This is a genomic window from Streptomyces sp. NBC_01460, assembly GCF_036227405.1.
Classification (GTDB): domain Bacteria; phylum Actinomycetota; class Actinomycetes; order Streptomycetales; family Streptomycetaceae; genus Streptomyces.
The window spans coordinates 2,125,039-2,150,274 of record NZ_CP109473.1 but is presented as its reverse complement, the minus strand read 5'-3'; the positions used below and the strand labels follow the sequence as shown (position 1 = coordinate 2,150,274).

Genomic DNA, 25,236 nt, shown 5'->3' with positions numbered 1-25,236 from the left:
TCACCCCCGTCACCACCCCTCGCCGAGGCGCTCCGCGCCCCGCCGTTCCCGATTCCGGAGGCACAGCGCCGTGAGCAAGCCGCCCTTCACGCACCTGCACGTCCACACCCAGTACTCCCTGCTGGACGGTGCCGCGCGGCTCAAGGACATGTTCGAGGCGTGCAACGAGATGGGCATGTCGCACATCGCGATGACCGACCACGGCAACCTCCACGGGGCGTACGACTTCTTCCACTCGGCCCAGAAGGCCGGGGTGACGCCGATCATCGGGATCGAGGCGTACGTCGCCCCCGAGTCGCGCAAGCACAAGCGCAAGATCCAGTGGGGCCAGCCGCACCAGAAGCGCGACGACGTGTCGGGTTCCGGTGGCTATACCCACAAGACGATCTGGGCGGCGAACAGCACCGGACTGCACAACCTCTTCAAGCTCTCCTCGGACGCGTACGCCGAGGGCTGGCTGCAGAAGTGGCCGCGCATGGACAGGGAGACCATCTCCCAGTGGTCCGAGGGCCTGATCGCCTCCACCGGATGCCCCTCCGGCGAGGTGCAGACCCGGCTGCGGCTCGGACAGTTCGACGAGGCGGTCAAGGCGGCGTCCGACTACAAGGACATCTTCGGCGAGGGCAGGTACTTCCTGGAGCTGATGGACCACGGCATCGAGATCGAGCGCCGGGTCCGTGACGGGCTCCTGGAGATCGGCCGGAAGCTGGACATCCCGCCGCTCGTGACGAACGACTCGCACTACACCTACGCCAACGAGGCGACCGCGCACGACGCCCTGCTCTGCATCCAGACCGGGAAGAACCTCTCCGACCCCGACCGCTTCCGCTTCGACGGCACGGGCTACTACCTCAAGACGACGGACGAGATGTACGGCGTCGACTCCTCCGACGCCTGGCAGGAGGGCTGCGCCAACACCCTCCTCGTCGCGCAGCAGATCGACACCACCGGCATGTTCGAGAAGCGCGACCTGATGCCGAAGTTCGACATCCCGGAGGGCTTCACCGAGATCACCTGGTTCCAGGAGGAGGTCCGCGTCGGCATGGGCCGCCGCTACCCCGCGGGTGTCCCCGAGGACCGGCAGAAGCAGGCCGAGTACGAGATGGACATCATCATCCAGATGGGGTTCCCGGGGTACTTCCTCGTCGTCGCCGACTTCATCATGTGGGCCAAGAACAACGGCATCGCGGTGGGCCCCGGCCGCGGTTCCGCGGCCGGCTCGATCGTCGCGTACGCCATGGGCATCACCGACCTCGACCCGATCACCCACGGGCTGATCTTCGAGCGCTTCCTCAACCCCGAGCGCGTCTCCATGCCCGACGTCGACATCGACTTCGACGAGCGCAGGCGCGTCGAGGTCATCCGGTACGTGACCGAGAAGTACGGCGCCGACAAGGTCGCCATGATCGGCACCTACGGCAAGATCAAGGCCAAGAACGCGATCAAGGACTCCGCGCGCGTCCTGGGCTACCCGTACGCGATGGGCGACCGCCTCACCAAGGCCATGCCCGCCGACGTCCTCGGCAAGGGCATCGACCTCAACGGCATCACCGACCCGAAGCACCCGCGCTACAGCGAGGCGGGCGAGATCCGGGGGATGTACGAGAACGAGCCGGACGTCCAGAAGGTGATCGACACCGCCAAGGGCGTGGAGGGTCTCGTCCGGCAGATGGGCGTGCACGCGGCCGGCGTGATCATGTCCAGCGAGCCGATCGTCGACCACGCGCCTATCTGGGTGCGGCACACCGACGGTGTGACGATCACGCAGTGGGACTACCCCCAGTGCGAGTCGCTCGGCCTGCTCAAGATGGACTTCCTGGGCCTGCGCAACCTGACGATCATGGACGACGCCATCAAGATGGTGAAGGCCAACAAGGGCGTCGACCTGGAGATGCTCTCCCTCCCGCTGGACGACCCCAAGACGTACGAGCTGCTGTGCCGCGGTGACACGCTCGGGGTGTTCCAGTTCGACGGCGGCCCCATGCGCTCGCTCCTGCGCCAGATGCAGCCCGACAACTTCGAGGACATCTCCGCCGTCTCGGCCCTCTACCGGCCGGGCCCGATGGGCATGAACTCGCACACGAACTACGCCGAGCGCAAGAACGCCCGGCAGGAGATCACCCCGATCCACCCGGAGCTGGAGGAGCCCCTCAAGGAGGTCCTCGGCCTCACCTACGGCCTCATCGTGTACCAGGAGCAGGTGCAGAAGGCCGCCCAGATCGTCGCCGGCTACTCGCTCGGCGAGGCCGACATCCTGCGCCGCGTGATGGGCAAGAAGAAGGCCGACGAGCTGGCGAAGAACTTCGTCCTCTTCGAGGCCGGCGCCAAGAAGAACGGCTTCTCCGACGCGGCCATCAAGGCCCTGTGGGACGTCCTGGTGCCCTTCGCCGGATACGCCTTCAACAAGGCGCACTCCTCCGCGTACGGCCTGGTCACCTACTGGACCGCCTACCTCAAGGCGAACTACCCCGCCGAGTACATGGCGGCCCTGCTGACCTCCGTCAAGGACGACAAGGACAAGTCCGCGGTCTACCTCAACGAGTGCCGGCGCATGGGCATCAAGGTGCTCCCGCCGAACGTCAACGAGTCCGAGCCGAACTTCGCCGCCCAGGGCGACGACGTGATCCTCTTCGGCCTGACCGCCGTCCGCAACGTCGGGACGAACGTGGTCGACTCGATCATCAGGTGCCGCAAGGCGAAGGGGAAGTACTCCACGTTCCCCGACTTCCTCGACAAGGTCGAGGCGGTCGTCTGCAACAAGCGCACCGTCGAGTCGCTCATCAAGGCCGGCGCCTTCGACGAGATGGGGCACACCCGCAAGGGACTCGTCGCCCACCACGAGCCGATGATCGACAACGTGGTGCAGGTCAAGCGCAAGGAGGCCGAGGGACAGTTCGACCTCTTCGGCGGCGGGGACGAGACGAGCGACGAGCCGGGCTTCGGCCTCGACGTCGAGTTCTCCGACATCGAGTGGGAGAAGTCCTACCTGCTCGCGCAGGAGCGCGAGATGCTCGGCCTCTACGTCTCCGACCACCCGCTCTTCGGACTGGAGCACGTCCTGTCCGACAAGTCGGACGCGGCGATCTCCCAGCTCACCGGAGGTGAGCACTCCGACGGCGCGATCGTCACCGTGGGCGGCATCATCTCCGGCCTCCAGCGCAAGATGACCAAGCAGGGCAACGCCTGGGCCATCGCCACCGTGGAGGACCTCGCGGGCTCCATCGAGTGCATGTTCTTCCCCGCGACCTACCAGCTGGTCTCCACCCAGCTCGTCGAGGACACCGTCGTCTTCGTCAAGGGCCGCCTCGACAAGCGCGAGGACGTGCCGCGCCTGGTCGCCATGGAGATGCAGGTCCCCGACATCTCCAACGCCGGGTCCAACGCACCCGTCGTCCTGACCATCCCCACGGTCCGGGTCACCCCGCCCATGGTCAGCCGCCTCGGCGAGGTCCTCAGCAACCACCGGGGCGACACCGAGGTCCGCATCAGGCTCCAGGGCCCCCGCAAGACCACCGTGCTCCGGCTCGACCGGCACCGCGTCAAGCCGGACCCCGCCCTCTTCGGCGACCTGAAGGTGCTGCTCGGCCCGTCCTGCCTGGCCGGCTGACCCGCCCGCACCCGCACCCGCGAGAGGGGCGCCCCGCGACCGCGGGGCGCCCCTCTCGGCCTGCCGGCCCGGTGGGTCAGTTGTGGCCGAAGCGCTTCTGGTGCTTGCGCGCGACGTCCGACGGGCTGCCCTGCGCCTGCGACTGGGGCTGGGTCTGCGACTCGTACGCCGTCGACTTGGCCTCCTCAGCGCCACGCTCCGCGGCCGACGCGCGGTCGTGCTGGCTGCCCTGCTTGCGGTTCTTGTTCTTCGCCATCGTGATGCCTCCTGATAGGGAGATCTGGGGGTCCAGAACCGCTGTCAGACTCACATAGCACCGCAAAGGCCGCATGTTGGATCATTACCGAGCGTAGTAGGCGCGGTATCATGCGCCGTTTCCCGGATCCGCCACGCCGATGATCGAGTTCCGGACCTGAACGACCGTGCCGTCGGGCAGACTCGAAGGAAACCCTGAGTAAGCGAACCCCGGGTCGGCGGACCCCTGCCTCGTGTCCGGGCCCGCTGACCCTCTCCCGAGTTGGAAGAGGGTGGAACGCGTGGACCGTTGCGTCGTCCTGGTGGACGCCGGCTACCTGCTGGGCGCAGCCGCGAGCCTGCTGGCCGGAGAGCCCGCCCGTTCCCGCATCACGGTGGACCACGCGGCCCTGATCCAGGGCCTGCGCGAGCGCGCCGAGGCCGACACGGAACAGCCCCTGCTGCGCATCTACTGGTTCGACGGCGCCCCCGACCGCGTGCCGCAGCCCGAGCACCGCAGGCTCCGGGTCATGCCCCGGGTGACCGTTCGACTGGGCGCCCTCACGCGCAGTGACGGACGGTGGGCGCAGAAGGGCGTCGACGCGGCCATGCACGCCGAACTCACCGAGCTGGCCAGGAACCGTGCCTGCTCCGACGTGGTGCTCGTGACCGGTGACGGGGATCTGCTGCCCGGGCTGATGTCCGCCAAGGAACACGGGGTCGCCGTCCACCTCTGGGCGGTCCAGGCCGCCGACGGCGACTACAACCAGTCCGAGGACCTGGTCGCCGAGGCCGACGAACGGCGGGTGCTCGACCGGGCCTGGATCACCAAGGCCGTACGGGCCAAGGACACGGGCGGCGTGTGCGCGCCCCCGCCCGCACCGCGCCCGGAGATCGCCGCGATCCTCTCCGCCCCGCTGCCCGAGGCCGCCCTCGCCGCCTCCGCCGAGCGGGCGTCCGAGGCCCAGGCCGCCGCGGCCCGCAACGGCACCGGCGCCGGGACACGGACGGGGGAGGACACCCCGGGCGCCCCACCGGCGCCCGGCCACAAGGGCGTCCCCACCCCCAAGGACCTGGCGAGCCTGCGCGCACCCGGGCCCCAGGCCACGCACCACACGGCACATCCGCCCGCCGCCAACGCGACGCTGCGCTGGTCGTCCGACCGGGGCTGGGTCGAGCGCGGCGGACCGCTCGGCGAACCGGCCGAGACCGCGTCGCTGCCGACCCTGGCGCAGCTCACCAGCGCGGAACAGCGCTGGGCGGACCGGGAGGAGGACATCACCACCGTCGGCGGTGACCCCTTCGAGGTCGGCCAGGTCTTCGCCCGGCGCTGGATGGAACGGCTGCCGGAGACCGTCCACCTGCAGAAGCTGTCCACGATGTACCCCCGCATCCCCCACCGCATCGACGGCGAACTCCTGAGGTACGCCGCCCGCTTCGGACTGCTCGCGCACAAGGACGACCAGATCGACGAGCACGACCGCTATGCCATCCGGGCGGGGTTCTGGCGCGAGATCGACGTACGGGCCGCCGCCGAGCACGCTCCCGCGGCGGAGTGAGCGGGGCCGCCCCGCCCGGCCCCGGACGCCGTACGGGGCGTCCGACCCCGTAGTCTCGTACCTCGTGAGTAGGGGCACAGCACAGGCTACGGGCGCAGCGCAGGCCATGGACACGGCACAGGAACAGTCCGTGTGCGTGGTGCGCGATCTGGTCAAGACCTATCCCGCGGTCCGCGGCCGACGCGGCCGGGCCGCGACTCCCGAGGTGCGCGCCACCGACGGGGTCCGCATCGATGTCCGGCGCGGGGAGATCTTCGGGCTCCTCGGCCCCAACGGCGCGGGCAAGTCCACGCTCGTGCGCCAGCTCACCGGACTGATGCGGCCCGACTCCGGGAGCGTCGAGGTGCTGGGGCACGATCTCGTGCGCCATCCCGAGCGGGCCTCCCGGCTCATCGGCTACCTCGGGCAGGAGTCCACCGCTCTCGACGACCTGACCGTGTCACTCGCCGCCGAGACCACAGGGCGGCTCCGGGGACTGCCCGTACGGGCCGCGCGGGCCGCGCGTGACGACGTACTGGAGGAGCTCGGGCTCACCGAGCTCGCCGGGCGCCCGCTGAGGAAGCTCTCCGGCGGACAGCGGCGGCTCGCCTGCTTCGCCGCGACGCTGGTCGGTGAGCGCCCCGTCCTGGTGCTGGACGAGCCGACGACCGGAATGGACCCGGTCGCCCGGCGTTCCGTCTGGTCCGCCGTCGACCGGCGCCGGGCCGAGAACGGCGCGACGGTGCTGCTCGTGACCCACAACGTCATCGAGGCCGAGACGGTCCTCGACCGGGTGGCCGTCATGGAACGCGGCAAGGTCATCGCCTGCGACACCCCCTCCGGGCTCAAGGAGAAGGTGGCAGGCGAGGTCCGGGTCGAGCTGGTGTGGCGCGAACGCGCGCCGCTCGACGTCCCGGAGGTCGCCGCGCTGCGCGCGTCGGCCCAGGAGTCGGGGCGCAAGTGGGTCCTGCGGCTCGGGCCGGACGAGGCACGGGCCGCGGTGGCCGCGGTGACCGGCGGGGCGGCGTTCGCCTCGCTCGACGACTTCACCCTGGCCACACCCAGCCTGGAGGACGTCTACCTGGCGCTCGGCGGGGACGCGGCCAAAGCCACAGAGGGGCTGGTGAAGGCGTGATCAGGACGGTGAACGTGTCGGGATTCGTGTCGGAGTCGAACGGGAGCACTGCCAGGTGACGAGCATCCTTCCCACGGAGTCCGCGAAGGTGTCCGCGCCGAAGGCCGGGACCTCCGCGGTCCGCGCCGGCCGGCCCGCCCGTACCGCTCCGGCGGCCCTCGCCCCACGGGCCGGGCTGCTGCCGTCGCTGGCGGCCGTGTACCGGGCGCAGCTGTCGCGGGCGAGGGTCGCGCGGATTCCGCTGCTGTTCGTCGCGACCTTCCAGTCCGTCGGGATCATGGTGCTGATGCGCGGTGTGGTCGACGGAGGCGCGGAGGCACGGGCCGTCGTGGCCGGCTCCAGCGTGCTGGTCGTGGCGTTCGTCGCGCTCAACCTGCTCGCCCAGTACTTCGGCCAGCTCCGGGCCGGCGGCGGGCTCGACCACTACGCCACGCTGCCGGTGCCGCCCGCCGCGGTGGTGCTGGGTGCGGCGGGGGCGTACGCCTCCTTCACCGTGCCCGGCACGATCGTCACGGCGGTGGCGGGCAGCGTGCTGTTCGGGCTGCCCATGACCCATCTGTGGGTGCTCGTCGCGGTCGTCCCGCTCTCCGGGGCCGCGCTCTCGGGGCTGGGCGCCGCGCTGGGACTGCTGGCGCCGCGGCAGGAGCTGGCGACGCTGCTCGGGCAGCTGGGCATGTCGGCCGCGCTGCTGCTGGGCGTGCTGCCGCCCGAGCGGCTGCCCGGCCCGGTCGGGTGGGCCCGCGATCTGCTCCCCTCGACGTACGGCGTCGAGGCGCTGTCCCGGTCCTTCGACGCCCACCCCGACTGGGCGGTCGTCGCCCTGGACCTCGGTGTGTGCGCGGCGGTCGGTGTGCTGTCGCTGGCCGTGGCCACCTGGGCGTACCGCCGCGCGGCGGTCCGGTGAGGCGGCGCGTGCCCGGGCCTGGCACGATGGCACCGTGACCGCACCGTTGACGCCGCCGCACCAGCCCCAGCCGAACGACCCCTGGCAGGCCCCGCCGTCCGGGTCGCATGCCGTGCCCGGTGACCGGCCGGGCGCCGACGAGCGGCGTACGGAGCTCAGGCAGGGCGCGGTGATCGCCGCGGTCCTGACGGTGGCGGGTCTCGTCCTCGGACTGCTCTGGCTCTGGCTCTCGCCGCGTGTGCCGCTCGTCTCCGACGACACCGCCGTGTTCCTCAAGAACAGCGAGGGCGAGGAGGCCATCGGGGCCGACGGCACCTTCGTGCTCCTGGGACTGGCCTTCGGCCTCGTCTCGGGGATCGCCGTGTTCCTCTTCCGCCGGCGCGGGGGCATCCCCCTGGTGGTGGGGCTCGCCCTGGGCGGGCTGCTCGGCTCCCTGCTGGCCTGGGGGATCGGCACCTGGTTCGGGCCGACGTCCGATGTGGTGGCCCACGCCAAGGAGGTCGGCAAGGGTGTCACCTTCGACGCGCCGCTGGAGCTGCACGCGGTGGGGGCGGCGATGCTCGCCTGGCCCATCGCGGCGATGATCGTCCACCTGGGGCTGACGGCTCTGTTCGGGCCGCGGGACCCCGAGCCGGAGTGGGACGTTCCGTACGGGGCCCCTTACTCGGCTCCGTCCGACTCCTCGGGTTCCGCCGGGGCGGAGTCCGCGTTCGGGCCCGGGCCCGTGGCCGAGGACGCCAAGGGCTCCGGGGAGTGGCCGGAACGGTCGTAGCTGCGGGGTCGGCGCCTGCGGCGGGCCTTCTCCCCTGCCCGCCCCTTCCCTGAACCGGGGCTCCGCCCCGGACCCCGGTCCTCAAGCGCCGGACGGGCTGGGTTTGCGGGGCTGTGCTGGTGGTGTCCTCAAGCGCCGGACGGGCTGGGTTTGCGGGGCTGTGCTGGTGGTGTCCTCAAGCGCCGGACGGGCTGGGTTGGTGGGGCTGTGCCGGTGGTGTCCTCAAGCGCCGGGCGGGCTGGGTTTGCGGGGTTGTGCCGGTGGTGTCCTGAAGCGCCGGGCGGGGGCTTGCTGTGGGGCGGGTGTGCGGGTGGTTGTCCTCAAGCGCCGGGCGGGGGCTGTGGGGCGGGTGTGCGGGTGGTGTCCTCAGGCGCCGGACGGGCTGAGTTTGTGGGGCTGTGCCGGTCGTGTCCTCGGACGGTGGACGGGCCGTGTTGGTGCGGTGGGGCTCAGGTGCGGCCGATCGGGGCCAGGGACGCGTCCGTCAGGGTGGCCAGGTCCGCCGGGGTGAGTTCCACCTCCAGGCCGCGGCGGCCCGCCGAGACGCAGATCGTGGCGTGCGACCCGGCCGACGCGTCCAGCACCGTACGCAGGCGCTTGCGCTGGCCCAGCGGGGAGATGCCTCCCCGTACGTAGCCCGTGGTGCGTTCCGCGGCCGCCGGGTCGGCCATGGCCGCCCGCTTGCCGCCCACCGCCGATGCCAGGGCCTTCAGGTCCAGGGACCCCGCGACGGGGACCACGGCGACGACCAGCTCGCCGTCGACGTCCGCCACCAGGGTCTTGAACACCCGGTCCGCGGAGACCCCGAGGGCCTCGGCCGCCTCCTCGCCGTAGGACGGGGACGAGGGGTCGTGGTCGTAGGAGTGGACCGTGAACGCCGTGCCGGCCGCGGTCAGGGCGACCGTCGCCGGGGTGCCGCCGGGCTGCTGCTTCCTGGACTTCTTCGCCACCTGGCAGGTCCTCAGGTCAGTTGGGGTGCGTCGGGTCGCGGGTCAGGTCGATGGCCGGCAGGGACGGCAGGTGCCGGATGACGGCCGTCTCCTTGCGCAGGAGCGCCAGCTCCTCGCGCAACCGGGTCGCGGTGTCCGGGGCCTGGAGCAGCCGCTGCTTCGACGGGATGTCGAGCACGGCTGCGGCGGCCACGAGGTACGAGACGACCGACGGGTCGTCCGGCAGGTCCGCGCCGGTCGTCAGGGAACGCTCGCTCGCTCCGGCCAGCCGCTTCTGGTAGCTGCGGAAGGCCCGCAGGACACCCTCCGCGAGTGCCCCCGCCTCGTCCGTGGGCGAGTCGCCGTCCTCGGCGGCCCCGGGATCCTCGGGCAGCTCCTCGACCTCCGCCGTCAGGTAGGGACCGCTCGCGTCGACGGAGAGCAGCCGGACCCGTGTGGTGCCGGTCGCCAGGACCTCGAAGCTCCCGTCGGCACGCTCACGGATCTTCGCCGCGTCCGCGACGCAGCCGACCCGGTGGAAGGTCTGGAGGGGATCGGGGCCGAAGCCGTCGCCCGGGGCGCGCTCCACGGGAGGCGCGGCGGCGACCGTGTCCGGCATCCCGGTGGCCGTCGGGGCGGTCTCGCGGCCGTCGCGGATCGCGACCACCACGAAGCGGCGCGGTTCGTCCTCGTCGATCTGGAGCAGCTCGCGCATCATGGCGCGATAACGCTCCTCGAAGACGTTGAGCGGCAGCACGAGGCCGGGGAACAGCACCGCGTTCAGCGGGAAGAGTGGCAGGCGAGCGGTGGTCACAACGGGCAAGCCTAATGGGCGCGGGGCCCGCTGTGTTCCGGCCTTCCGCACAGGGGTGTGGAAGAGGCGACCCGGAGCCGGACATCCGCCCGCGCGTCGAGGAACCCCCCGAGCGCCTCACCGGTCACGGACGCCCACGGGAACGAGGTCGCGTACGGCCCGATCAGCCGGAACTGCTCCAGCGCCTCGGCCGCGCGGCCCCGGGCGACCAGGACGTAGGCGAGGAGGTTGCGGACCTCCGCCGGCCAGGGGTCACCGGCGGGGAATACGGCCGAGAGCCTGATCGCGAGGTCGGCCGCCGCGTCGATCCGGTCCCCCTGCACGGAGGTCGCCCGTGCGAGAGCCGTCTCGTCCCGCAGCAGGGCGAAGGCCGCCCGTACCGGGAGCGCCTGCACCAGGGAGTCACCGGCGGCGTCCTCGGCGGCCCGCTCGGCGAAGTCGAAGCACTCGCGGTGGGAGCCGTACCACTCGGCCGAGAGGTAGCGGAGCGCCGCGACATGGCTGCCGTAATGGTGCGGCGAGCGGCGCACGGCCTGCTCCCACAGCGACTCGAAGACGGTGTGCGGGGCGTGCGTGCCACGGGCGTGGTCGAGTGCGAGGCGCCACGGCACGGGGTCGCGGACGTCGGCCAGCGCCGCCGCGGTGATCTGCGGGCCCACCTCGCGCAGGAGCTCGGCGTGGGCGGGCGACTCCCACGCGCGGCGCACCGCCAGCGCGGCCTTGACGAGCAGGGCGTCCGGGTCGCGGGGCGCGGCCGCCAGCCAGTCGGTGAGCCATCCGTCGCGGTTGCGTGCGAAGGCGACCAGCCGGGCCAGGGTCCGGTCCCGGGACTCCCAGTCGGCGGCGTCCCGGGTGGTGGCGAGGAGCTTGGCCGCGGGTTCGAAGTCGCCCAGGGCCGCCGCCACCAGCGCGGGGGAGAGCTGCCCGTCGGGGGCGTCGAGCATCACCGCGTCGTCCGCCGGCAGCCCGGCGGACAGCCCGGGACCGTACCGGAAGGTGCGCGTGGTGCTCAGCAGTGCGCGGAGGAAAGCCATGGTGCAGACCATTGAAAAGCCCTGGTGAGGGCTGCGCCAGAGGGGCTCTGTGAAGCTTCTGTAGCGAGTGGGAGGGTTGCCCTGGGCCAGGTCAAGAAAAGGCAAAACAATCGACCGGGGCTGGCTCGATTCCGACCTTCCGGTTGCCGATAACCGCCCGTCCTCCCGGACCTCGACCGGCCTGCCGACCACTGTGCCGACAGGGATCCGGCGGGGGCGGCGAGCCGCCCCGCCCGGCCCCCGGTCAGCCGCGCCGCAGCAGCCGGGACGCTCCCGCCGCCACCGTCGTGGCCAATATCCACCCCAGCAGCACGAGGGCCGCGGCCGTCCACTGCCAGCCGCCCTCCAGCAGCCAGTAGCCGTCCTGCCCGAGATCGATCACCGGCACCAGCAGATCCAGCGCGTACAGGGCGGGATTCCACTGCGGATGCTCGCTCCCCTTGATCGACTCCGGCCGGTACTGCGAGAAGGCCACCGCCCCCGCCGCCCACAGCACGGCCATCCACACCAGGGCCCGCCCTGGCCGGTAGCCGTACGCCACCGTCCAGTCCTGGAGGTAGCCCCAGATCCTTCCCGCCGGCGGCAGCGTCTCCCGTCGCCGCCGCTGCTTGGCCAGCAGCACCTCGCGGGCGTCCGCGTCCTCTCCGCAGCTGCGGAGCACCGCCGCGAGGCGCTCGTACGGCTCCGGTACGTACTCCGGGGTCGCGGCCAGCACCCACTCCAGGCGCCGGGAGAGCGGGAAGTGGCCGTACGGCACGAGGTTCTCGTACACGAACCCGCCCATCGCCAGGCCGCCCGGGCCCGGCCAGCTGGTCGACACGTCGATCAGCGTGACGACCTTCGCGCCGTTCAGCACGACCCGGCCCTCCCGGGGACGCTCCGCGTTGAAACGCAGCTCGGGGGTGACGATGCGGCGCAGCGACAGCTCCTCGCGGTCGGCGAGCACGAACCGGGCCTTGTGCAGATCCACCGCGTCGCCGAAGCGCCCGTCGTCGAGCCGCACCGCGCCCCGGCACTCGAAGGGCTGCGCGCGCGTCCCGCGCGCCGGGCCCCCGCCGCGGGCCACGCCGAACGGGGGAGTGGTGCCCTGGTTCCCCGTGTCGATGCTCACCCACGCCTCGGTCATGTACAGCGTGCGCTCCACGCTCAGCTGCGGGGCGTTCAGCGCCCGCCGTCCGTCCGAGGCGCGCAGCCTGCTGCCGCGCAGGCTCAGCGAGCCGCCGACCTTCGCCCCGCGCAGGCTCAGCTCGCCGCGCGTCTCGATCATCTCGGCCTGCAGGTCCTGCGCCACCGACATCCCGTCGCCCACGAAGGAGCGGCCACGCCGGTCGGGCCCGACCCGGATCTGGTTGATCAGCAGGTCCGTGCCGATCTGCGCGTCGGTCAGCCGGATGCCACGCTCGATCCGGCAGCGCGGCAGGTGCAGGTCCCCCTCCGTGTGGAGCCGGGCCGCGTCCAGCCTCGGCACCGCGCACCCCACCATCCGCAGCGTCGTGAAATGGCACTCGGGCAGCACCACCTCCTGCTCGAAGCGGCACCCCGTCAGCTCCACGTAGGGCGAGACGCGGCCGCCCGCCAGATCCAGCTTCCCCGTGATGCGCAGGCCCCGGAGCTTCAGCGCCGCCACCCGCCCGGGCCGTGCGGCCGGCCCGCTCAGCAGCAGCCGCGCCACCGTCCGGGCGCCCACACTGCGCTCCGGCCCCCAGCTGTGCGGGGCGAACGGATCGTCGCGCACCGGATCGTGCGAGCGGAGATCGTAGGTGGTGCCGTTCCGGAACGACTGCCACATGCCCAGCTCGGCCGCGCTGAGCCCGTCGGGGATCTCGCCGTCGTGCGGTTCGGTCACTGCATCACCTCCGGAGGCGCGGTCTCGTCCCGCGCTTCGTACAGTCGTTCTTCCCTCTGTGTGACGACGTGAACGCTAACGGTCAGCAGTGACAGCCGGGACATGTATCAGCCAGTGATACGGGCGACCGGAGGCCGGAACCGGTCTGAGAGAATTGCGGTGTGATCTCTCGAATCGATCTGCGCGGTACCGCCCTCCCCGAGGGTGGCGCCCTGCGCGACCTGCTGCCCCGTGCCGAGTTCGACGTGGAAGCCGCCCTGGAGACGGTGCGGCCCATCTGCGAGGACGTGCGCCATCGTGGCTCGGCGGCAGTGATCGAGTGGGGGGAGAAATTCGACGGTGTGCGGATCGACTCGATCCGGGTCCCCGCCGACGCGATCACCGGTGCGCTGGAGAGCCTCGACCCCGCCGTGCGGGCCGCGCTCGAGGAGTCCGTCCGCCGCGCCCGCCTCGTCCACCGCGCGCAGCGCCGTACCACCCACACCACCCAGGTCGTCCCCGGCGGCACGGTCACCGAGAAGTGGGTGCCCGTCGAGCGCGTCGGGCTCTACGTCCCGGGCGGCCGCTCGGTCTACCCCTCCTCCGTGGTCATGAACGTCGTCCCGGCCCAGGAGGCCGGCGTCGAGGGCATCGCCGTGGCCTCACCGCCGCAGAAGGAGTTCGGCGGCCTGCCGCACCCGACGATCCTCGCCGCCTGCGCCCTCCTCGGCGTCGACGAGGTGTACGCCGCCGGTGGCTCCCAGGCCGTCGCGATGTTCGCGTACGGCACCGAGGACTGCCTCCCTGTGAACCTCGTCACCGGCCCCGGCAACATCTACGTCGCCGCCGCCAAGCGCCTCCTCAAGGGCCGCGTCGGCATCGACGCCGAGGCGGGTCCCACCGAGATCGCGATCCTCGCCGACGCCAGCGCCGACCCCGTGCACGTCGCCGCCGACCTGATCAGCCAGGCCGAGCACGACCCGATGGCCGCCGCCGTCCTCGTCACCGACTCCGAGGAGCTCGCCGCCGCCACCGAGGCCGAGCTGAAGCCCCAGGTCGCCGCGACCAAGCACATCACCGACCGGATCGAGCCCGCGCTCGCCGGCCGCCAGTCCGCGATCGTCCTCGTCGACGACCTCGACGACGGCCTCAAGGTCGTCGACGCGTACGCCGCGGAGCACCTGGAGATCCAGACCGAGAACGCCGCCGCCGTCGCGGACCGGGTCCGCAACGCCGGAGCGGTCTTCGTCGGCCCCTGGTCGCCCGTCTCCCTCGGTGACTACTGCGCCGGCTCCAACCACGTCCTGCCCACCGGTGGCTGCGCCTGCCACTCCTCGGGCCTGTCCGTGCAGTCCTTCCTGCGCGGCATCCACATCGTCGACTACTCCCGCGACGCGCTCGCCGAGGTCACCCACCACGTCGTGACCCTGGCCGAGGCGGAGGACCTCCCCGCCCACGGCGCCGCGCTCAAGGCCAGGTTCGGCTGGAAGGTTCCGCAAGCGTGACGAACAGCAGCAACGCCTGGGACGCGCTCCCGATCCGCGACGAACTGCGCGGCCAGTCCCCGTACGGCGCGCCCCAGCTCGACGTACCGGTCCGGCTGAACACCAACGAGAACCCCTACCCGCTGCCCGACGCACTCGTCGACCGCATCGCCGAGCGGGTCCGCGAGGCCGCGCGCGACCTCAACCGCTACCCCGACCGCGACGCCGTGGAGCTCCGCACCGAGCTCGCCCGCTACCTCACCCGCACCGCGGGACACGAGGTCGCCACGGCCAACGTCTGGGCGGCCAACGGCTCCAACGAGGTCCTCCAGCAGCTGCTGCAGACCTTCGGCGGACCCGGGCGCACCGCGATCGGCTTCGAGCCCTCGTACTCGATGCACGCCCTCATCGCCCGCGGCACCGGCACCGGCTGGATCTCCGGACCGCGCAACGAGGACTTCACCATCGACGTCGAGGCCGCGAAGAAGGCCATCGCCGAGCACCGGCCCGAGGTCGTCTTCATCACCTCGCCCAACAACCCCACCGGCACCGCCGTGGACGCCGACACCGTCCTCGCGCTGTACGACGCCGCCCAGGCCGCCCGCCCCTCGATGGTCGTCGTGGACGAGGCGTACGGCGAGTTCAGCCACCACCCCTCCCTGCTGCCGCTCATCGAGGGCCGCCCCCACCTGGTGCTCTCGCGCACCATGTCCAAGGCCTTCGGCGCCGCGGGCCTGCGCCTCGGCTACCTCGCCGCGGCCCCCGCCGTCGTCGACGCGGTCCAGCTGGTGCGGCTGCCCTACCACCTGTCCTCCGTCACCCAGGCCACCGCGCTCGCCGCCCTGGAACACACGGATACGCTGCTCGGGTACGTCGCGCAGCTCAAGAGCGAGCGCGACCGGCTGGTCGACGGACTGCGGGAGCTCGGCTTCGCCGTCACCGACTCGGACGCCAACTTCGTCCAGTTCGGCCGCTTCGCCGACAGCCGCACCGCCTGGCAGCAGATCCTCGACCGGGGCGTCCTGGTCCGGGACAACGGCGTACCGGGGTGGCTGCGGGTCTCCGCGGGAACCCCGGCAGAGAACGACGCGTTCCTCGATGCGGTGCGCGAACTGAAGAAGGAGCACGACGCATGAGCCGCGTAGGCAGGGTGGAGCGGACCACCAAGGAGACCTCCGTGCTCGTCGAGATCAACCTCGACGGCACCGGCAAGGTCGATGTCGCGACCGGGGTCGGGTTCTACGACCACATGCTCGACCAGCTCGGCCGTCACGGGCTCTTCGACCTCACGGTCAAGACCGAGGGCGACCTGCACATCGACTCGCACCACACCATCGAGGACACCGCCCTCGCGCTCGGCGCCGCCTTCAAGCAGGCCCTCGGCGACAAGGTCGGCATCTACCGCTTCGGCAACTGCACCGTCCCGCTGGACGAGTCGCTCGCCCAGGTCACCGTCGACCTCTCCGGCCGCCCGTACCTCGTGCACACCGAGCCCGAGAAGATGGCGCCGATGATCGGCGAGTACGACACGACGATGACCCGGCACATCCTGGAGTCCTTCGTCGCCCAGGCGCAGATCGCCCTGCACGTCCACGTCCCGTACGGGCGCAACGCCCACCACATCGTGGAGTGCCAGTTCAAGGCCCTGGCCCGCGCCCTGCGCTACGCCAGCGAGCACGACCCGCGTGCTGCCGGAATCCTTCCGTCCACGAAGGGCGCGCTGTGACCGGCCTCAACACCGTTCTGATCCTCGTCGGTCTCTTCCTGGCCGGCGGCGTCTACTCCTTCTGGAAGCAGGGCATGCCCAAGGGCGTCGTCGTGCTCCTCGGGATCGGCTCCGTGATGTGCCTGGTGGCAGGCGTCATGCGGATCCAGGGACTCTGGGGCTGAGGAATCCGTGAGCGACAAGAAGAAGATCGTCGTCTTCGACTACGGCTTCGGCAACGTCCGTTCCGCCGAGCGAGCCCTCGCCCACGTCGGCGGGGACGTGGAGATCACCCGTGACTTCGACACCGCGATGAACGCCGACGGGCTGCTCGTCCCCGGCGTCGGTGCCTTCTCGGCCTGCATGGCCGGCCTGAAGGAGGCGCGCGGCGAGTGGATCATCGGGCGCAGGCTGTCCGGCGGCCGTCCCGTCATGGGCATCTGCGTAGGGATGCAGATCCTGTTCGAGCGCGGCATCGAGCACGGCGTCGAGACGGAGGGCCTCGACGAGTGGCCCGGCACCGTCGGACCGCTGAAGGCCGACGTCGTCCCGCACATGGGCTGGAACACCGTCGAAGCCCCGGAGGACTCCCGGCTCTTCGCGGGCCTGGACCCCGAGTCCCGCTACTACTTCGTGCACTCCTACGCGGCGCACGACTGGTCCCTCGAAGTGACCAACGCCAAGATCCGTGCCCCCAAGGTCACCTGGGCCACGCACGGAGAGCGGTTCGTGGCCGCCGTGGAGAACGGCGCGCTGTGGGCCACCCAGTTCCACCCCGAGAAGTCCGGCGATGCCGGCGCCCAGCTGCTGACCAACTGGATCGAGACGCTGTAATGCCGAAGCTTGAACTGCTCCCCGCCGTAGACGTCCGCGACGGCCAGGCCGTCCGCCTCGTGCACGGCGAATCCGGCTCCGAGACCTCCTACGGCTCGCCGCTCGAGGCGGCCCTCGCCTGGCAGAGCTCCGGCGCCGAGTGGCTGCACCTCGTCGACCTGGACGCGGCCTTCGGCACCGGCGACAACCGTGCGCTGATCGCCGAGGTGGCCGGCGCCATGGACATCAAGGTCGAGCTCTCCGGCGGTATCCGCGACGACGCCTCGCTGGAGGCCGCCCTCGCCACCGGCTGCCGCCGGGTCAACCTCGGCACCGCCGCCCTGGAGACCCCCGAGTGGGTCGCCAAGGTCATCGCCGAGCACGGCGACAAGATCGCCGTCGGCCTCGACGTCCGCGGCACGACGCTGCGCGGCCGCGGCTGGACCCGCGACGGCGGCGACCTCTACGAGACGCTCGCCCGCCTCGACTCCGAGGGCTGCGCCCGCTACGTCGTGACCGACATCGCCAAGGACGGCACGCTGGAGGGCCCCAACCTGGCGCTCCTGCGGGACGTCTGCGCCGCCACCGACAAGCCCGTCGTCGCCTCCGGCGGCGTCTCCTCGCTCGCCGACCTGCGCGCGATCTCCCTGCTCGTCCCCGAGGGCGTCGAGGGCGCCATCGTCGGCAAGGCGCTGTACGCCAAGGCGTTCACCCTGGAAGAGGCGCTCAAGGCGGTCGCCGGATGACGGACTCCGTACGCCGCGTCTCCTCGGGCGGACCCTGGGAGGAGAAGTTCGGCTACTCCCGTGCGGTGCGGCTGCCGAACGGGCTCGTGCTGGTCTCCGGCTGCACGTCCGTGGTCAACGGCGAGATCTCCGCGGGCGGTCCGTACGAGCAGGCCGTCGCCTCGTTCCAGGCCGCGGTCGACGCCCTGAAGCAGGTCGGACTCGGCCGCGAGGACGTCGTCCGCACCCGGATGTACATCACCCACGCCCGGGACGTCGACGAGGTGGGCCGCGCCCACAAGGAGCTCTTCGACGACGTCCGCCCCGCCGCCTCCATGATCATCGTGTCCGGCTTCGTCGACCCTTCCCTGGTCGTCGAGGTCGAGGTCGAGGCCTACCGGGCAGGTGAGCGATGACTCTCGCCGTACGCGTCATCCCCTGCCTGGACGTCGACAAGGGCCGCGTCGTCAAGGGCGTCAACTTCCAGAACCTGCGCGACGCGGGCGACCCCGTCGAGATGGCGAAGCTGTACGACGCCGAGGGCGCCGACGAGCTGACCTTCCTCGACATCACCGCCTCCAGCGGTGACCGGGAGACGACGTACGACGTGGTGCGCCGCACCGCCGAGCAGGTCTTCATCCCGCTCACCGTCGGCGGCGGGGTCCGCACCCCCGACGACGTCGACAAGCTGCTGCGCGCCGGGGCCGACAAGGTCGGGGTCAACACCGCGGCCATCGCACGCCCCGACCTCATCCGCGAGATCGCCGAACGGTTCGGGCGCCAGGTGCTCGTGCTCTCCGTCGACGCCCGCCGCACCCCCGAGGGCACCTTCGAGGTGACGACCCACGGAGGCCGCAAGGGCACCGGCATCGACGCCGTCGAGTGGGCGCACCGGGCGGCCGAGCTCGGCGCCGGCGAGATCCTGCTCAACTCGATGGACGCCGACGGCACCAAGGACGGCTACGACACCGAGATGATCGAGGCGGTACGGGCCCATGTCACGGTCCCCGTCATCGCGTCCGGCGGTGCCGGCCGGCTCGAGGACTTCGCGCCCGCCGTCGGCGCGGGCGCCGACGCGGTGCTCGCCGCGTCCGTCTTCCACTTCGGTGACCTGCGGATCTCCGAGGTCAAGGGCGCTCTGCGCGAGGCCGGGCACCCGGTTCGCTGACCCCGGCGGGGGAGCGCTCCGGTCCCGAAGACCGGCGATCTCGCCGATGTCCGCGGGGTGTGCGCGCCACCAGAGTGGCGCCGTCAACGAATGACGGCGCCACCACGCGGTGCTCCCCCCGAAGGCCCCGGACGACGGGCCCCGGCTGCCGTGGTGTGGTTCGCCACAACCGAGAGGATCCCCCCTCGTGCAGCAGCACCTCCCCTCCGGCGACACCTCCCCGCGCCGCCACCGGATGTCGAAGAGCCGCTCCCGCACCCTCAGGTTCGCCGTGGCCGCGGCCGCCGCGACGGCCGGCCTCGTCACGGCGCTGATGCCCGGCGCGCAGGCCGCGGACAATCCGTACGAGCGTGGTCCGGCGCCGAGCAACTCGAGCATCGAGGCCAGCCGCGGTTCGTACGCCACGTCGCAGACGACCGTCTCCTCGCTGAGCGTCCGCGGCTTCGGCGGCGGGACGATCTACTACCCGACGTCCACCTCGGACGGCACGTTCGGCGCGGTCGTGATCTCGCCCGGCTTCACCGCCTACCAGTCGAGCATCGCGTGGCTGGGCCCCCGCCTCGCCTCGCAGGGCTTCGTGGTGTTCACCATCGACACCAACACCACCTCGGACCAGCCGGCCAGCCGCGGTGACCAGCTGCTCGCCGCGCTGGACTACCTCACCGGGAGCAGCTCGGTGAAGAGCCGGATCGACTCCTCACGACTCGGGGTCATGGGCCACTCGATGGGCGGTGGCGGCACGCTCGAGGCGGCAAAGGACCGTCCCTCGCTGCAGGCGGCGATCCCGCTGACAGGGTGGAACACCGACAAGACGTGGCCCGAGGTCAAGACCCCGACGCTGGTCATCGGCGCCGACGGCGACACCGTCGCCCCCGTCGCCACGCACTCGGAGCCGTTCTACAACTCGCTCCCCAGCTCGCTGGACAAGGCGTACCTGGAGCTCCGGGGAGCCACCCACTTCACCCCGAACAGCTCCAACACGACGATCGCGAAGTACAGCATCTCGTGGCTGAAGCGGTTCATCGACAACGACACCCGCTACGAGCAGTTCCTCTGCCCGCTGCCGTCGACCAGCCTCACGATCGCGGAGTACAAGGGCACCTGCCCGCACACCTCCTGACCACGGAGGACCAGGGCCGGACCGCGTCACGCGGTCCGGCCCTTCGCGCTGTCGGCACCCCCGCCGGTGGCGAGGGCTGAGGCGAAGACCGGCGATCTCGCCGATACCCGTGCGGGGGGCGCACCGCGACAGTGGCGACAGACCCCCAAGGAACGACGGCGCTACCGACGCGGCACCCCCGAAGGCCCCCAGGACGACGGGCCCCGGCTGCCACGGTGCGGTGGAGCCACAACCGAGAGGAATCCCCGTGCAGCAGCACCTCCCCTCCGGCGACATCTCCCCGCGCCGCCACCGGACGTCGAAGAGCCGCTCCCGCACCGTCAAGGGCGCCCTGGCGGCCGCGGCGGCGACCGCCGGTCTGCTCACCGCGCTCGTCCCCGGCGGCGCGCAGGCCGCGGACAACCCGTACGAGCGTGGTCCGGCGCCGAGCAACTCGAGCATCGAGGCGCTCCGCGGCTCCTACGCCACCTCCCAGACCTCCGTGTCCTCGCTGAGTGTCAGAGGCTTCGGCGGCGGGACGATCTACTACCCGACGTCCACCTCGGACGGCACGTTCGGCGCGGTGGTCATCTCGCCCGGCTTCACGGCCTACGAGTCGAGCATCGCGTGGCTGGGACCGCGGCTCGCCTCGCAGGGCTTCGTGGTGTTCACCATCGACACCAACACCACGGTGGACCAGCCGGCCAGCCGTGGTGACCAGTTGCTCGCGGCGCTGGACTACCTCACCGGGAGCAGTTCGGTGCGGAGCCGGGTCGACTCCTCGCGGCTGGGTGTGATGGGCCACTCGATGGGCGGTGGCGGCACGCTCGAGGCGGCAAAGGACCGTCCCTCGCTGCAGGCGGCGATCCCGCTGACGGGGTGGAACACCGACAAGACGTGGCCCGAGGTCAAGACCCCGACGCTGGTCATCGGCGCCGACGGCGACACGATCGCCCCCGTCGCCACGCACTCCGGCCCCTTCTACAACTCCCTGCCGAGCTCGCTGGACAAGGCGTACCTGGAGCTGCGGGGTGCCACGCACTTCACCCCGAACACCTCGAACACGACGATCGCGAAGTACAGCATCTCGTGGCTGAAGCGGTTCATCGACAACGACACCCGCTACGAGCAGTTCCTCTGCCCGCTGCCCTCGACGAGCCTGACCATCGCCGAGTACAGGGGCACCTGCCCGCACACCTCCTGACCACGGGGGAGCAGGGGCCGGGCCGCGCGTACCGCGGTCCGGCCCTTTCCCGTGGGGCCGCCGGCCCCGTGCCGCCCGTGAGGAGAAGCGGAGTTGGATCCGCCGTTTCGTGACACGTGCGCCGAGAGTGGCGCGAGATGCCCATGAGTCATCATCTGCGCGCACACCACGTACCGTAACGGGAGGCCGCCAGCATGAGACCCAGGCCGCAGACGGGCCGCAGGCACCGCAGCAGAGCCGTCCGCACCACCGTCGTACTCGCCACCGCCGCAGCGCTGATCGCCGCGCTCCCCGCAGGAGCGAACGCCGCACCGGAGCCGAAGGCGCCCCCAGGGGCGGTCCAGGGCCGGACCGGCGAGAAGGCCGGGGCCGACGACTCCGAGCGGCCGGCCGCCGTACCGGAGGAACGGCGCGCCGCCGTGCTCGGCGCGACGTACACCGCGTCCGACGACCTCGCGTGGAGCACCTCCGGTGACGCCAGCGGGTTCCACCTGCTGACCGCCGCACGCGCGGACGGCTACGCCTGGCACACGGCGGCCACCCTGGCCGAGCCGGGCTTCGAGGCCGACAGCTGGATCGGCAACGTCTGCGTCACCGGTTCCGGCAAGCGCGCCGTGGTCGCGTACGCACCCCGCACCTTCACCAACGACCAGCAGCTCATGTCGCGCGGCGCGTTCACGGCCGTCGTGGAGCTGGCCACGGGGAAGGTCACCAAACTCCCCTTCCAGGCGTCCCTGGCCTACTTCTCACCGGGATGCGGCACGGACGAGACGGCGGTGTTCTCGCAGTTCGCCGACGACCGTTCCGCGCGCAACGAGACCCGGATCATCCGGGTGGACGCGGCGACGGGCAAGGCCGCCGGACCGCTGGCGCTGGCCGGCCAGGTGACCTCGGCCGTGCCGTACGGCGACGACGTCGTCGCGGCCGACGGGAACCGGCTCGTCCGCATCGACGGGAAGGGCACGCGCAGGACCGTCGCCCTCACCCGGCGCGTCCCCTTCCAGCTGAAGGCGGACCGGGACGGGGGCCTCGTCTACCTCGACCGGACCGCGGCTCCGGCGAGGACCGGGGAGGCAGCCGCCGGGGACGGCGCCGTCATGCGGGTCGACGCGGCCGCCGTGAAGACCGGGAAGGGCGCCCGGAGCACGCTCGCCACCGGCACCCTCACGAAGATGGACCTCACGTCGAGCGCCGACGGCACCGTGCTGGTGACCGGCGAGACCCGGCAGGCCGTCTCCTCCCTGCCCCCGGTCGTGCGCCGGCCGGCAGGCGCGCTCAAGGACGCGCACGCCTCGACCGACGGCAAGGTCCTGGTGACCGCCGCCGGCTGGAGCGGCGACGGCACGCACCCGGCCCGCGCCGGGGAGACCGGTGCCGAGCGCACCGCGCTGATCGACCTCAAGGACCTGGGCACCGGCAGGACGGTCGCCCTGGAGACCCGGCCCGGCGGTGCCCCGCACCAGGACGCCGGCCAGAAGCTCTCCCCGGCGCTGCGGGGGGTCGCCACCACGGCGCCCGGTACCCGCTCCGCCTCGCTCGCGGCCGCGGCCGACCCGCACAACCCGGTCGAGGAGGAGCGCACCTGCGCCGTCGCCCGGGGCGACGTCCGCCAGCAGGCGTTCCAGCCGACACCCCGTCAGGTGGAGTGGGCGGTCGACCAGGCGATCAGCAACAACCTGAACAAGCTGGTCTCCCGTCCGGCCAACTGGAAGGACACCGGAGTAGGGTCCTACGCGCCCCAGCAGCTGTTCCCGCTGGACTCGCTGACCGGCGGCGGCCAGATCCCGGCGCAGGTCATGCTCGGGATCACCGCGCAGGAATCCAACATGTGGCAGGCCACCCGGTACGCCGTACCCGGGGTGACCGCCAACTCCCTGATAGGCAACTACTACGGGACGTCGTACAACGCCGACGGCGAGATCCCCGACCCGTGGGCGATCGACTGGGCCGAGTCGGACTGCGGCTACGGCATCACGCAGGTCACCGACAACATGCGCAAGAGCGACACCGGATGGTCCTCGCTCCAGCAGAAGGCCGTGGCCGTCGACTACACCGCGAACATCGCGGCCGGCGTCAACATCCTCATCGAGAAGTGGAACCAGACCAAGGCCGGCGGGATGACCATCGCCAACGGCGACCCGAAGTACCTGGAGAGCTGGTTCTTCGCGCTGTGGGCGTACAACTCGGGCTTCTACCCCGAGGCCGACGCGAGCAAGAACAAGGGCAAGTGGGGCCTCGGCTTCACCAACAACCCGGCCAACCCGCTGTGGAAGGCCAACCGCACCCCGTTCCTGGAGAACGCCGGCGGCACCGACGACTACTCGCATGCCGCACACCCGCAGGACTGGCCCTACCAGGAGAAGGTCCTCGGCTGGGCCGCCCGTCCCATCTCGGCGCTCTTCAAGCCCGGTGACATGCAGGCCGGATACCGCCCCGCCTGGTGGACGACCATCCCCGACCGCACGGCGCTGAAGCCGCCGGAGTCGCTGTTCTGCACCAGCGCCAACGAGTGCGACCCGAGCAAGATCGGGCCGAACGACTCCAACGACCCCGGCATGGGCGCCTGCACCCGCACCGACCTGTACTGCTGGTGGAACAAGTCGATCCCGGCGACCACCTGGAAGAACTGTGCCGTCGGAGTCTGCGGCAACGCGATCCACCGCTTCGACAACACCTATCCCGAACAGCCGGACGAGAACTCCTACGCGCCGCGCTGTTCGGGCGGCGTACCGAGTGACGCCCTGGTCATCGACGACGTGCCCAACGGTGTCCGGCCGTCCGGGTCGGCCAACCGCTGCCCGTCGGCGGTGTCCTCCGCGGGCAGCTTCGAGTTCACCTTCGCCGCATCGGGAGGCTTCTACCCGGGCAAGATCGACCTGCATCAGATCGGGGCCGGCTACAGCAACCACTTCTGGTTCACCCACAGCCGCGAGACCGGCACCACCGACGCCAACCGCCTCAGCACCACGGGCACCTGGAAACTGGGCAAGGCGCTCAACGGCTGGTCCCGGGTCATGGTGCACATCCCCGACCACGGTGCGCACACCCAGCAGGCCAAGTACGAGATCGACACCGGCTCGGGCACCTTCACCCGGACCCGTTACGTCAACCAGAAGATCAAGGCCAACACCTGGGTCTCGCTGGGCGTCTACAACATGAGCGGCACGCCCCGTGTCCGCCTCGGCAGCCAGACCGAGGACGGGGACGGCAGCGAGGACGTGGCCTGGGACGCGGTGGCCTTCCAGCCGCTGGCGGCCAAGCCGAAGCACATCGTGGCCGTCCTCGGCGACTCGTACACCTCCGGTGAAGGGGCCGGCGACTACAGCCCCGAGTCCGACGCGGACCACGGCACCGACCGGTGGAACGCCTGCCGGCGCAGCGACAACGCGTGGTCCCGGAAGGTCGTCCTGCCCGGCACCTCGACCCCGCTGGGCCAGCTCTCGGACGACTGGAGCTCCACGGCCGAACTCGGCTTCGTGGCCTGCTCGGGGGCGATGACCAGGAACGTCTGGAACGGACCGTTCGACGCGGACTCGCAGAGCTTCGGCGAAGGGCAGTTCAAGGAGATCAACCAGGTCAACTCCGGGGTGCTCACCCCGGAGACCACGCTCGTGATGCTCACGCTCGGCGGCAACGACGGCGGCGGGTTCACCAACGCCATGATGGACTGCGCGGGCATCGGGACCAACTGCAACGAGGACCCGAACTTCCTGACGAAGTACAAGGGCATCGTCGACCAGACGATGATTCCCAACCTGTCGAGCACCCTGAGCGACATCGCGCTCAAGGCACCGAACGCGCAGATCGTGCTCATGGGGTATCCGGAGCTGCTCAGCCGCACGGTCAAGTGCGCCGGTTCGCTCTACTACATGATGCCCGAGGTCGCGGCGCTGGCCGAGCTGGTCAACCACGCCGACACCGAGCAGGAGAAGCTGGTCGGGCAGCTCAAGACGGGCGGCATGAAGATCGCGTACGCGAACCCGGTCGACGCCTTCGTCGGCCACGCGGGCTGCGACGACCCCGAGTGGATCAACAAGATCGTCATCGGCCCCAACGGCGACGGCGACTTCCACCAGGGTGACCCGGTCACCAAGGTCACCGGTTCCTGCACGGCGGACTGGCTGCCCGAGGAGTGCCTGAGTCGCGAGTCCTTCCACCCGAAGTCCGACGGCACCACGGGGTACGCGAACGTGATGAAGTCGAGACTGACCGCACTCGGATATACGGGCTCGTGATGCGGTACGAC

General features: G+C 71.4%; 21 protein-coding genes. 16 read left to right on the top strand and 5 right to left on the bottom strand.

The window, feature by feature from the left end; translation table 11 throughout:
• Positions 1 to 70 precede the first annotated feature (70 nt).
• Positions 71 to 3,607, top strand: a complete 3,537-nt coding sequence (gene dnaE / locus OG488_RS09570) for a DNA polymerase III subunit alpha (RefSeq protein ID WP_329227762.1) — start codon at positions 71 to 73, stop codon at positions 3,605 to 3,607.
• 76 nt (positions 3,608 to 3,683) lie between these two features.
• Here dnaE and OG488_RS09565 read toward each other — a convergent pair whose 3' ends face one another.
• A complete protein-coding gene (locus OG488_RS09565) occupies positions 3,684 to 3,863 on the bottom strand; it encodes a hypothetical protein (RefSeq protein ID WP_103760328.1) in 180 nt (59 codons plus the stop codon).
• A gap of 271 nt (positions 3,864 to 4,134) precedes the next feature.
• Between OG488_RS09565 and OG488_RS09560 the strand changes: the two genes are divergently transcribed.
• The 4 genes from OG488_RS09560 to OG488_RS09545 all read left to right on the top strand — a co-directional run bounded on the left by OG488_RS09560 (position 4,135) and on the right by OG488_RS09545 (position 8,190).
• Complete coding sequence (locus OG488_RS09560) at positions 4,135 to 5,400, top strand: NYN domain-containing protein (protein ID WP_329227759.1); 1,266 nt, start codon at positions 4,135 to 4,137, stop codon at positions 5,398 to 5,400.
• Between the two features lie 106 nt (positions 5,401 to 5,506).
• Positions 5,507 to 6,514, top strand: coding sequence for an ABC transporter ATP-binding protein (locus OG488_RS09555; protein WP_329227756.1), 1,008 nt, complete (start codon positions 5,507 to 5,509; stop codon positions 6,512 to 6,514).
• A 55-nt stretch (positions 6,515 to 6,569) separates the two neighbouring features.
• Positions 6,570 to 7,418, top strand: a complete 849-nt coding sequence (locus OG488_RS09550; protein ID WP_329227755.1) for an ABC transporter permease — start codon at positions 6,570 to 6,572, stop codon at positions 7,416 to 7,418.
• A 34-nt stretch (positions 7,419 to 7,452) separates the two neighbouring features.
• A complete protein-coding gene (locus OG488_RS09545; protein WP_329227753.1) occupies positions 7,453 to 8,190 on the top strand; it encodes an ABC transporter permease in 738 nt (245 codons plus the stop codon).
• A 449-nt stretch (positions 8,191 to 8,639) separates the two neighbouring features.
• Here OG488_RS09545 and ybaK read toward each other — a convergent pair whose 3' ends face one another.
• The 4 genes from ybaK to OG488_RS09525 all read right to left on the bottom strand — a co-directional run bounded on the left by ybaK (position 8,640) and on the right by OG488_RS09525 (position 12,813).
• Positions 8,640 to 9,140, bottom strand: coding sequence for a Cys-tRNA(Pro) deacylase (ybaK, locus tag OG488_RS09540; protein ID WP_329227750.1), 501 nt, complete (start codon positions 9,138 to 9,140; stop codon positions 8,640 to 8,642).
• 16 nt (positions 9,141 to 9,156) lie between these two features.
• Positions 9,157 to 9,933 (bottom strand): LON peptidase substrate-binding domain-containing protein, encoded by a 777-nt coding sequence (locus OG488_RS09535; protein ID WP_329227748.1) that lies wholly within the window; start codon positions 9,931 to 9,933, stop codon positions 9,157 to 9,159.
• A gap of 11 nt (positions 9,934 to 9,944) precedes the next feature.
• Entirely contained in the window at positions 9,945 to 10,979 is a 1,035-nt protein-coding gene (locus OG488_RS09530; protein ID WP_329227746.1) for a hypothetical protein, read from the bottom strand.
• Positions 10,980 to 11,211: 232 nt separating this feature from the next.
• On the bottom strand, positions 11,212 to 12,813 hold the full coding sequence (locus tag OG488_RS09525) for an oxidoreductase (RefSeq protein WP_329227744.1): 1,602 nt from the start codon (positions 12,811 to 12,813) through the stop codon (positions 11,212 to 11,214).
• Between the two features lie 161 nt (positions 12,814 to 12,974).
• Here OG488_RS09525 and hisD point away from each other — a divergent pair, with 161 nt between their 5' ends.
• From hisD to OG488_RS09470, 11 genes are all read left to right on the top strand, one after another.
• Positions 12,975 to 14,297 (top strand): histidinol dehydrogenase, encoded by a 1,323-nt coding sequence (gene hisD / locus OG488_RS09520; protein ID WP_329227742.1) that lies wholly within the window; start codon positions 12,975 to 12,977, stop codon positions 14,295 to 14,297.
• On the top strand, positions 14,294 to 15,412 hold the full coding sequence (locus OG488_RS09515; protein ID WP_329227740.1) for a histidinol-phosphate transaminase: 1,119 nt from the start codon (positions 14,294 to 14,296) through the stop codon (positions 15,410 to 15,412). Before hisD ends, OG488_RS09515 begins: the two co-directional genes overlap by 4 nt.
• A complete protein-coding gene (gene hisB / locus OG488_RS09510) occupies positions 15,409 to 16,002 on the top strand; it encodes an imidazoleglycerol-phosphate dehydratase HisB (protein ID WP_031098999.1) in 594 nt (197 codons plus the stop codon). Before OG488_RS09515 ends, hisB begins: the two co-directional genes overlap by 4 nt.
• Positions 15,999 to 16,166: a hypothetical protein gene (locus OG488_RS09505; protein ID WP_329227738.1), complete on the top strand. Its 168-nt coding sequence runs from the start codon at positions 15,999 to 16,001 to the stop codon at positions 16,164 to 16,166. Before hisB ends, OG488_RS09505 begins: the two co-directional genes overlap by 4 nt.
• A 7-nt stretch (positions 16,167 to 16,173) precedes the next feature.
• Positions 16,174 to 16,815, top strand: a complete 642-nt coding sequence (gene hisH / locus OG488_RS09500; protein ID WP_329227737.1) for an imidazole glycerol phosphate synthase subunit HisH — start codon at positions 16,174 to 16,176, stop codon at positions 16,813 to 16,815.
• Positions 16,815 to 17,540 (top strand): bifunctional 1-(5-phosphoribosyl)-5-((5-phosphoribosylamino)methylideneamino)imidazole-4-carboxamide isomerase/phosphoribosylanthranilate isomerase PriA, encoded by a 726-nt coding sequence (gene priA / locus OG488_RS09495; RefSeq protein WP_329227735.1) that lies wholly within the window; start codon positions 16,815 to 16,817, stop codon positions 17,538 to 17,540. Before hisH ends, priA begins: the two co-directional genes overlap by 1 nt.
• Positions 17,537 to 17,935 (top strand): RidA family protein, encoded by a 399-nt coding sequence (locus OG488_RS09490; RefSeq protein ID WP_329227733.1) that lies wholly within the window; start codon positions 17,537 to 17,539, stop codon positions 17,933 to 17,935. Before priA ends, OG488_RS09490 begins: the two co-directional genes overlap by 4 nt.
• The gene (gene hisF, locus OG488_RS09485; RefSeq protein ID WP_329227731.1) at positions 17,932 to 18,687 is read left to right on the top strand and encodes an imidazole glycerol phosphate synthase subunit HisF; all 756 of its coding nucleotides are present in this window, start codon (positions 17,932 to 17,934) and stop codon (positions 18,685 to 18,687) included. Before OG488_RS09490 ends, hisF begins: the two co-directional genes overlap by 4 nt.
• 187 nt (positions 18,688 to 18,874) lie before the next feature.
• Complete coding sequence (gene bdeA, locus OG488_RS09480) at positions 18,875 to 19,807, top strand: bis(hydroxyethyl) terephthalate hydrolase (protein WP_329227729.1); 933 nt, start codon at positions 18,875 to 18,877, stop codon at positions 19,805 to 19,807.
• A 247-nt stretch (positions 19,808 to 20,054) separates the two neighbouring features.
• Positions 20,055 to 20,990, top strand: a complete 936-nt coding sequence (gene bdeA / locus OG488_RS09475; protein WP_329227727.1) for a bis(hydroxyethyl) terephthalate hydrolase — start codon at positions 20,055 to 20,057, stop codon at positions 20,988 to 20,990.
• A gap of 194 nt (positions 20,991 to 21,184) precedes the next feature.
• Entirely contained in the window at positions 21,185 to 25,225 is a 4,041-nt protein-coding gene (locus OG488_RS09470; RefSeq protein WP_329227725.1) for a golvesin C-terminal-like domain-containing protein, read from the top strand.
• Positions 25,226 to 25,236: the final 11 nt, after the last annotated feature.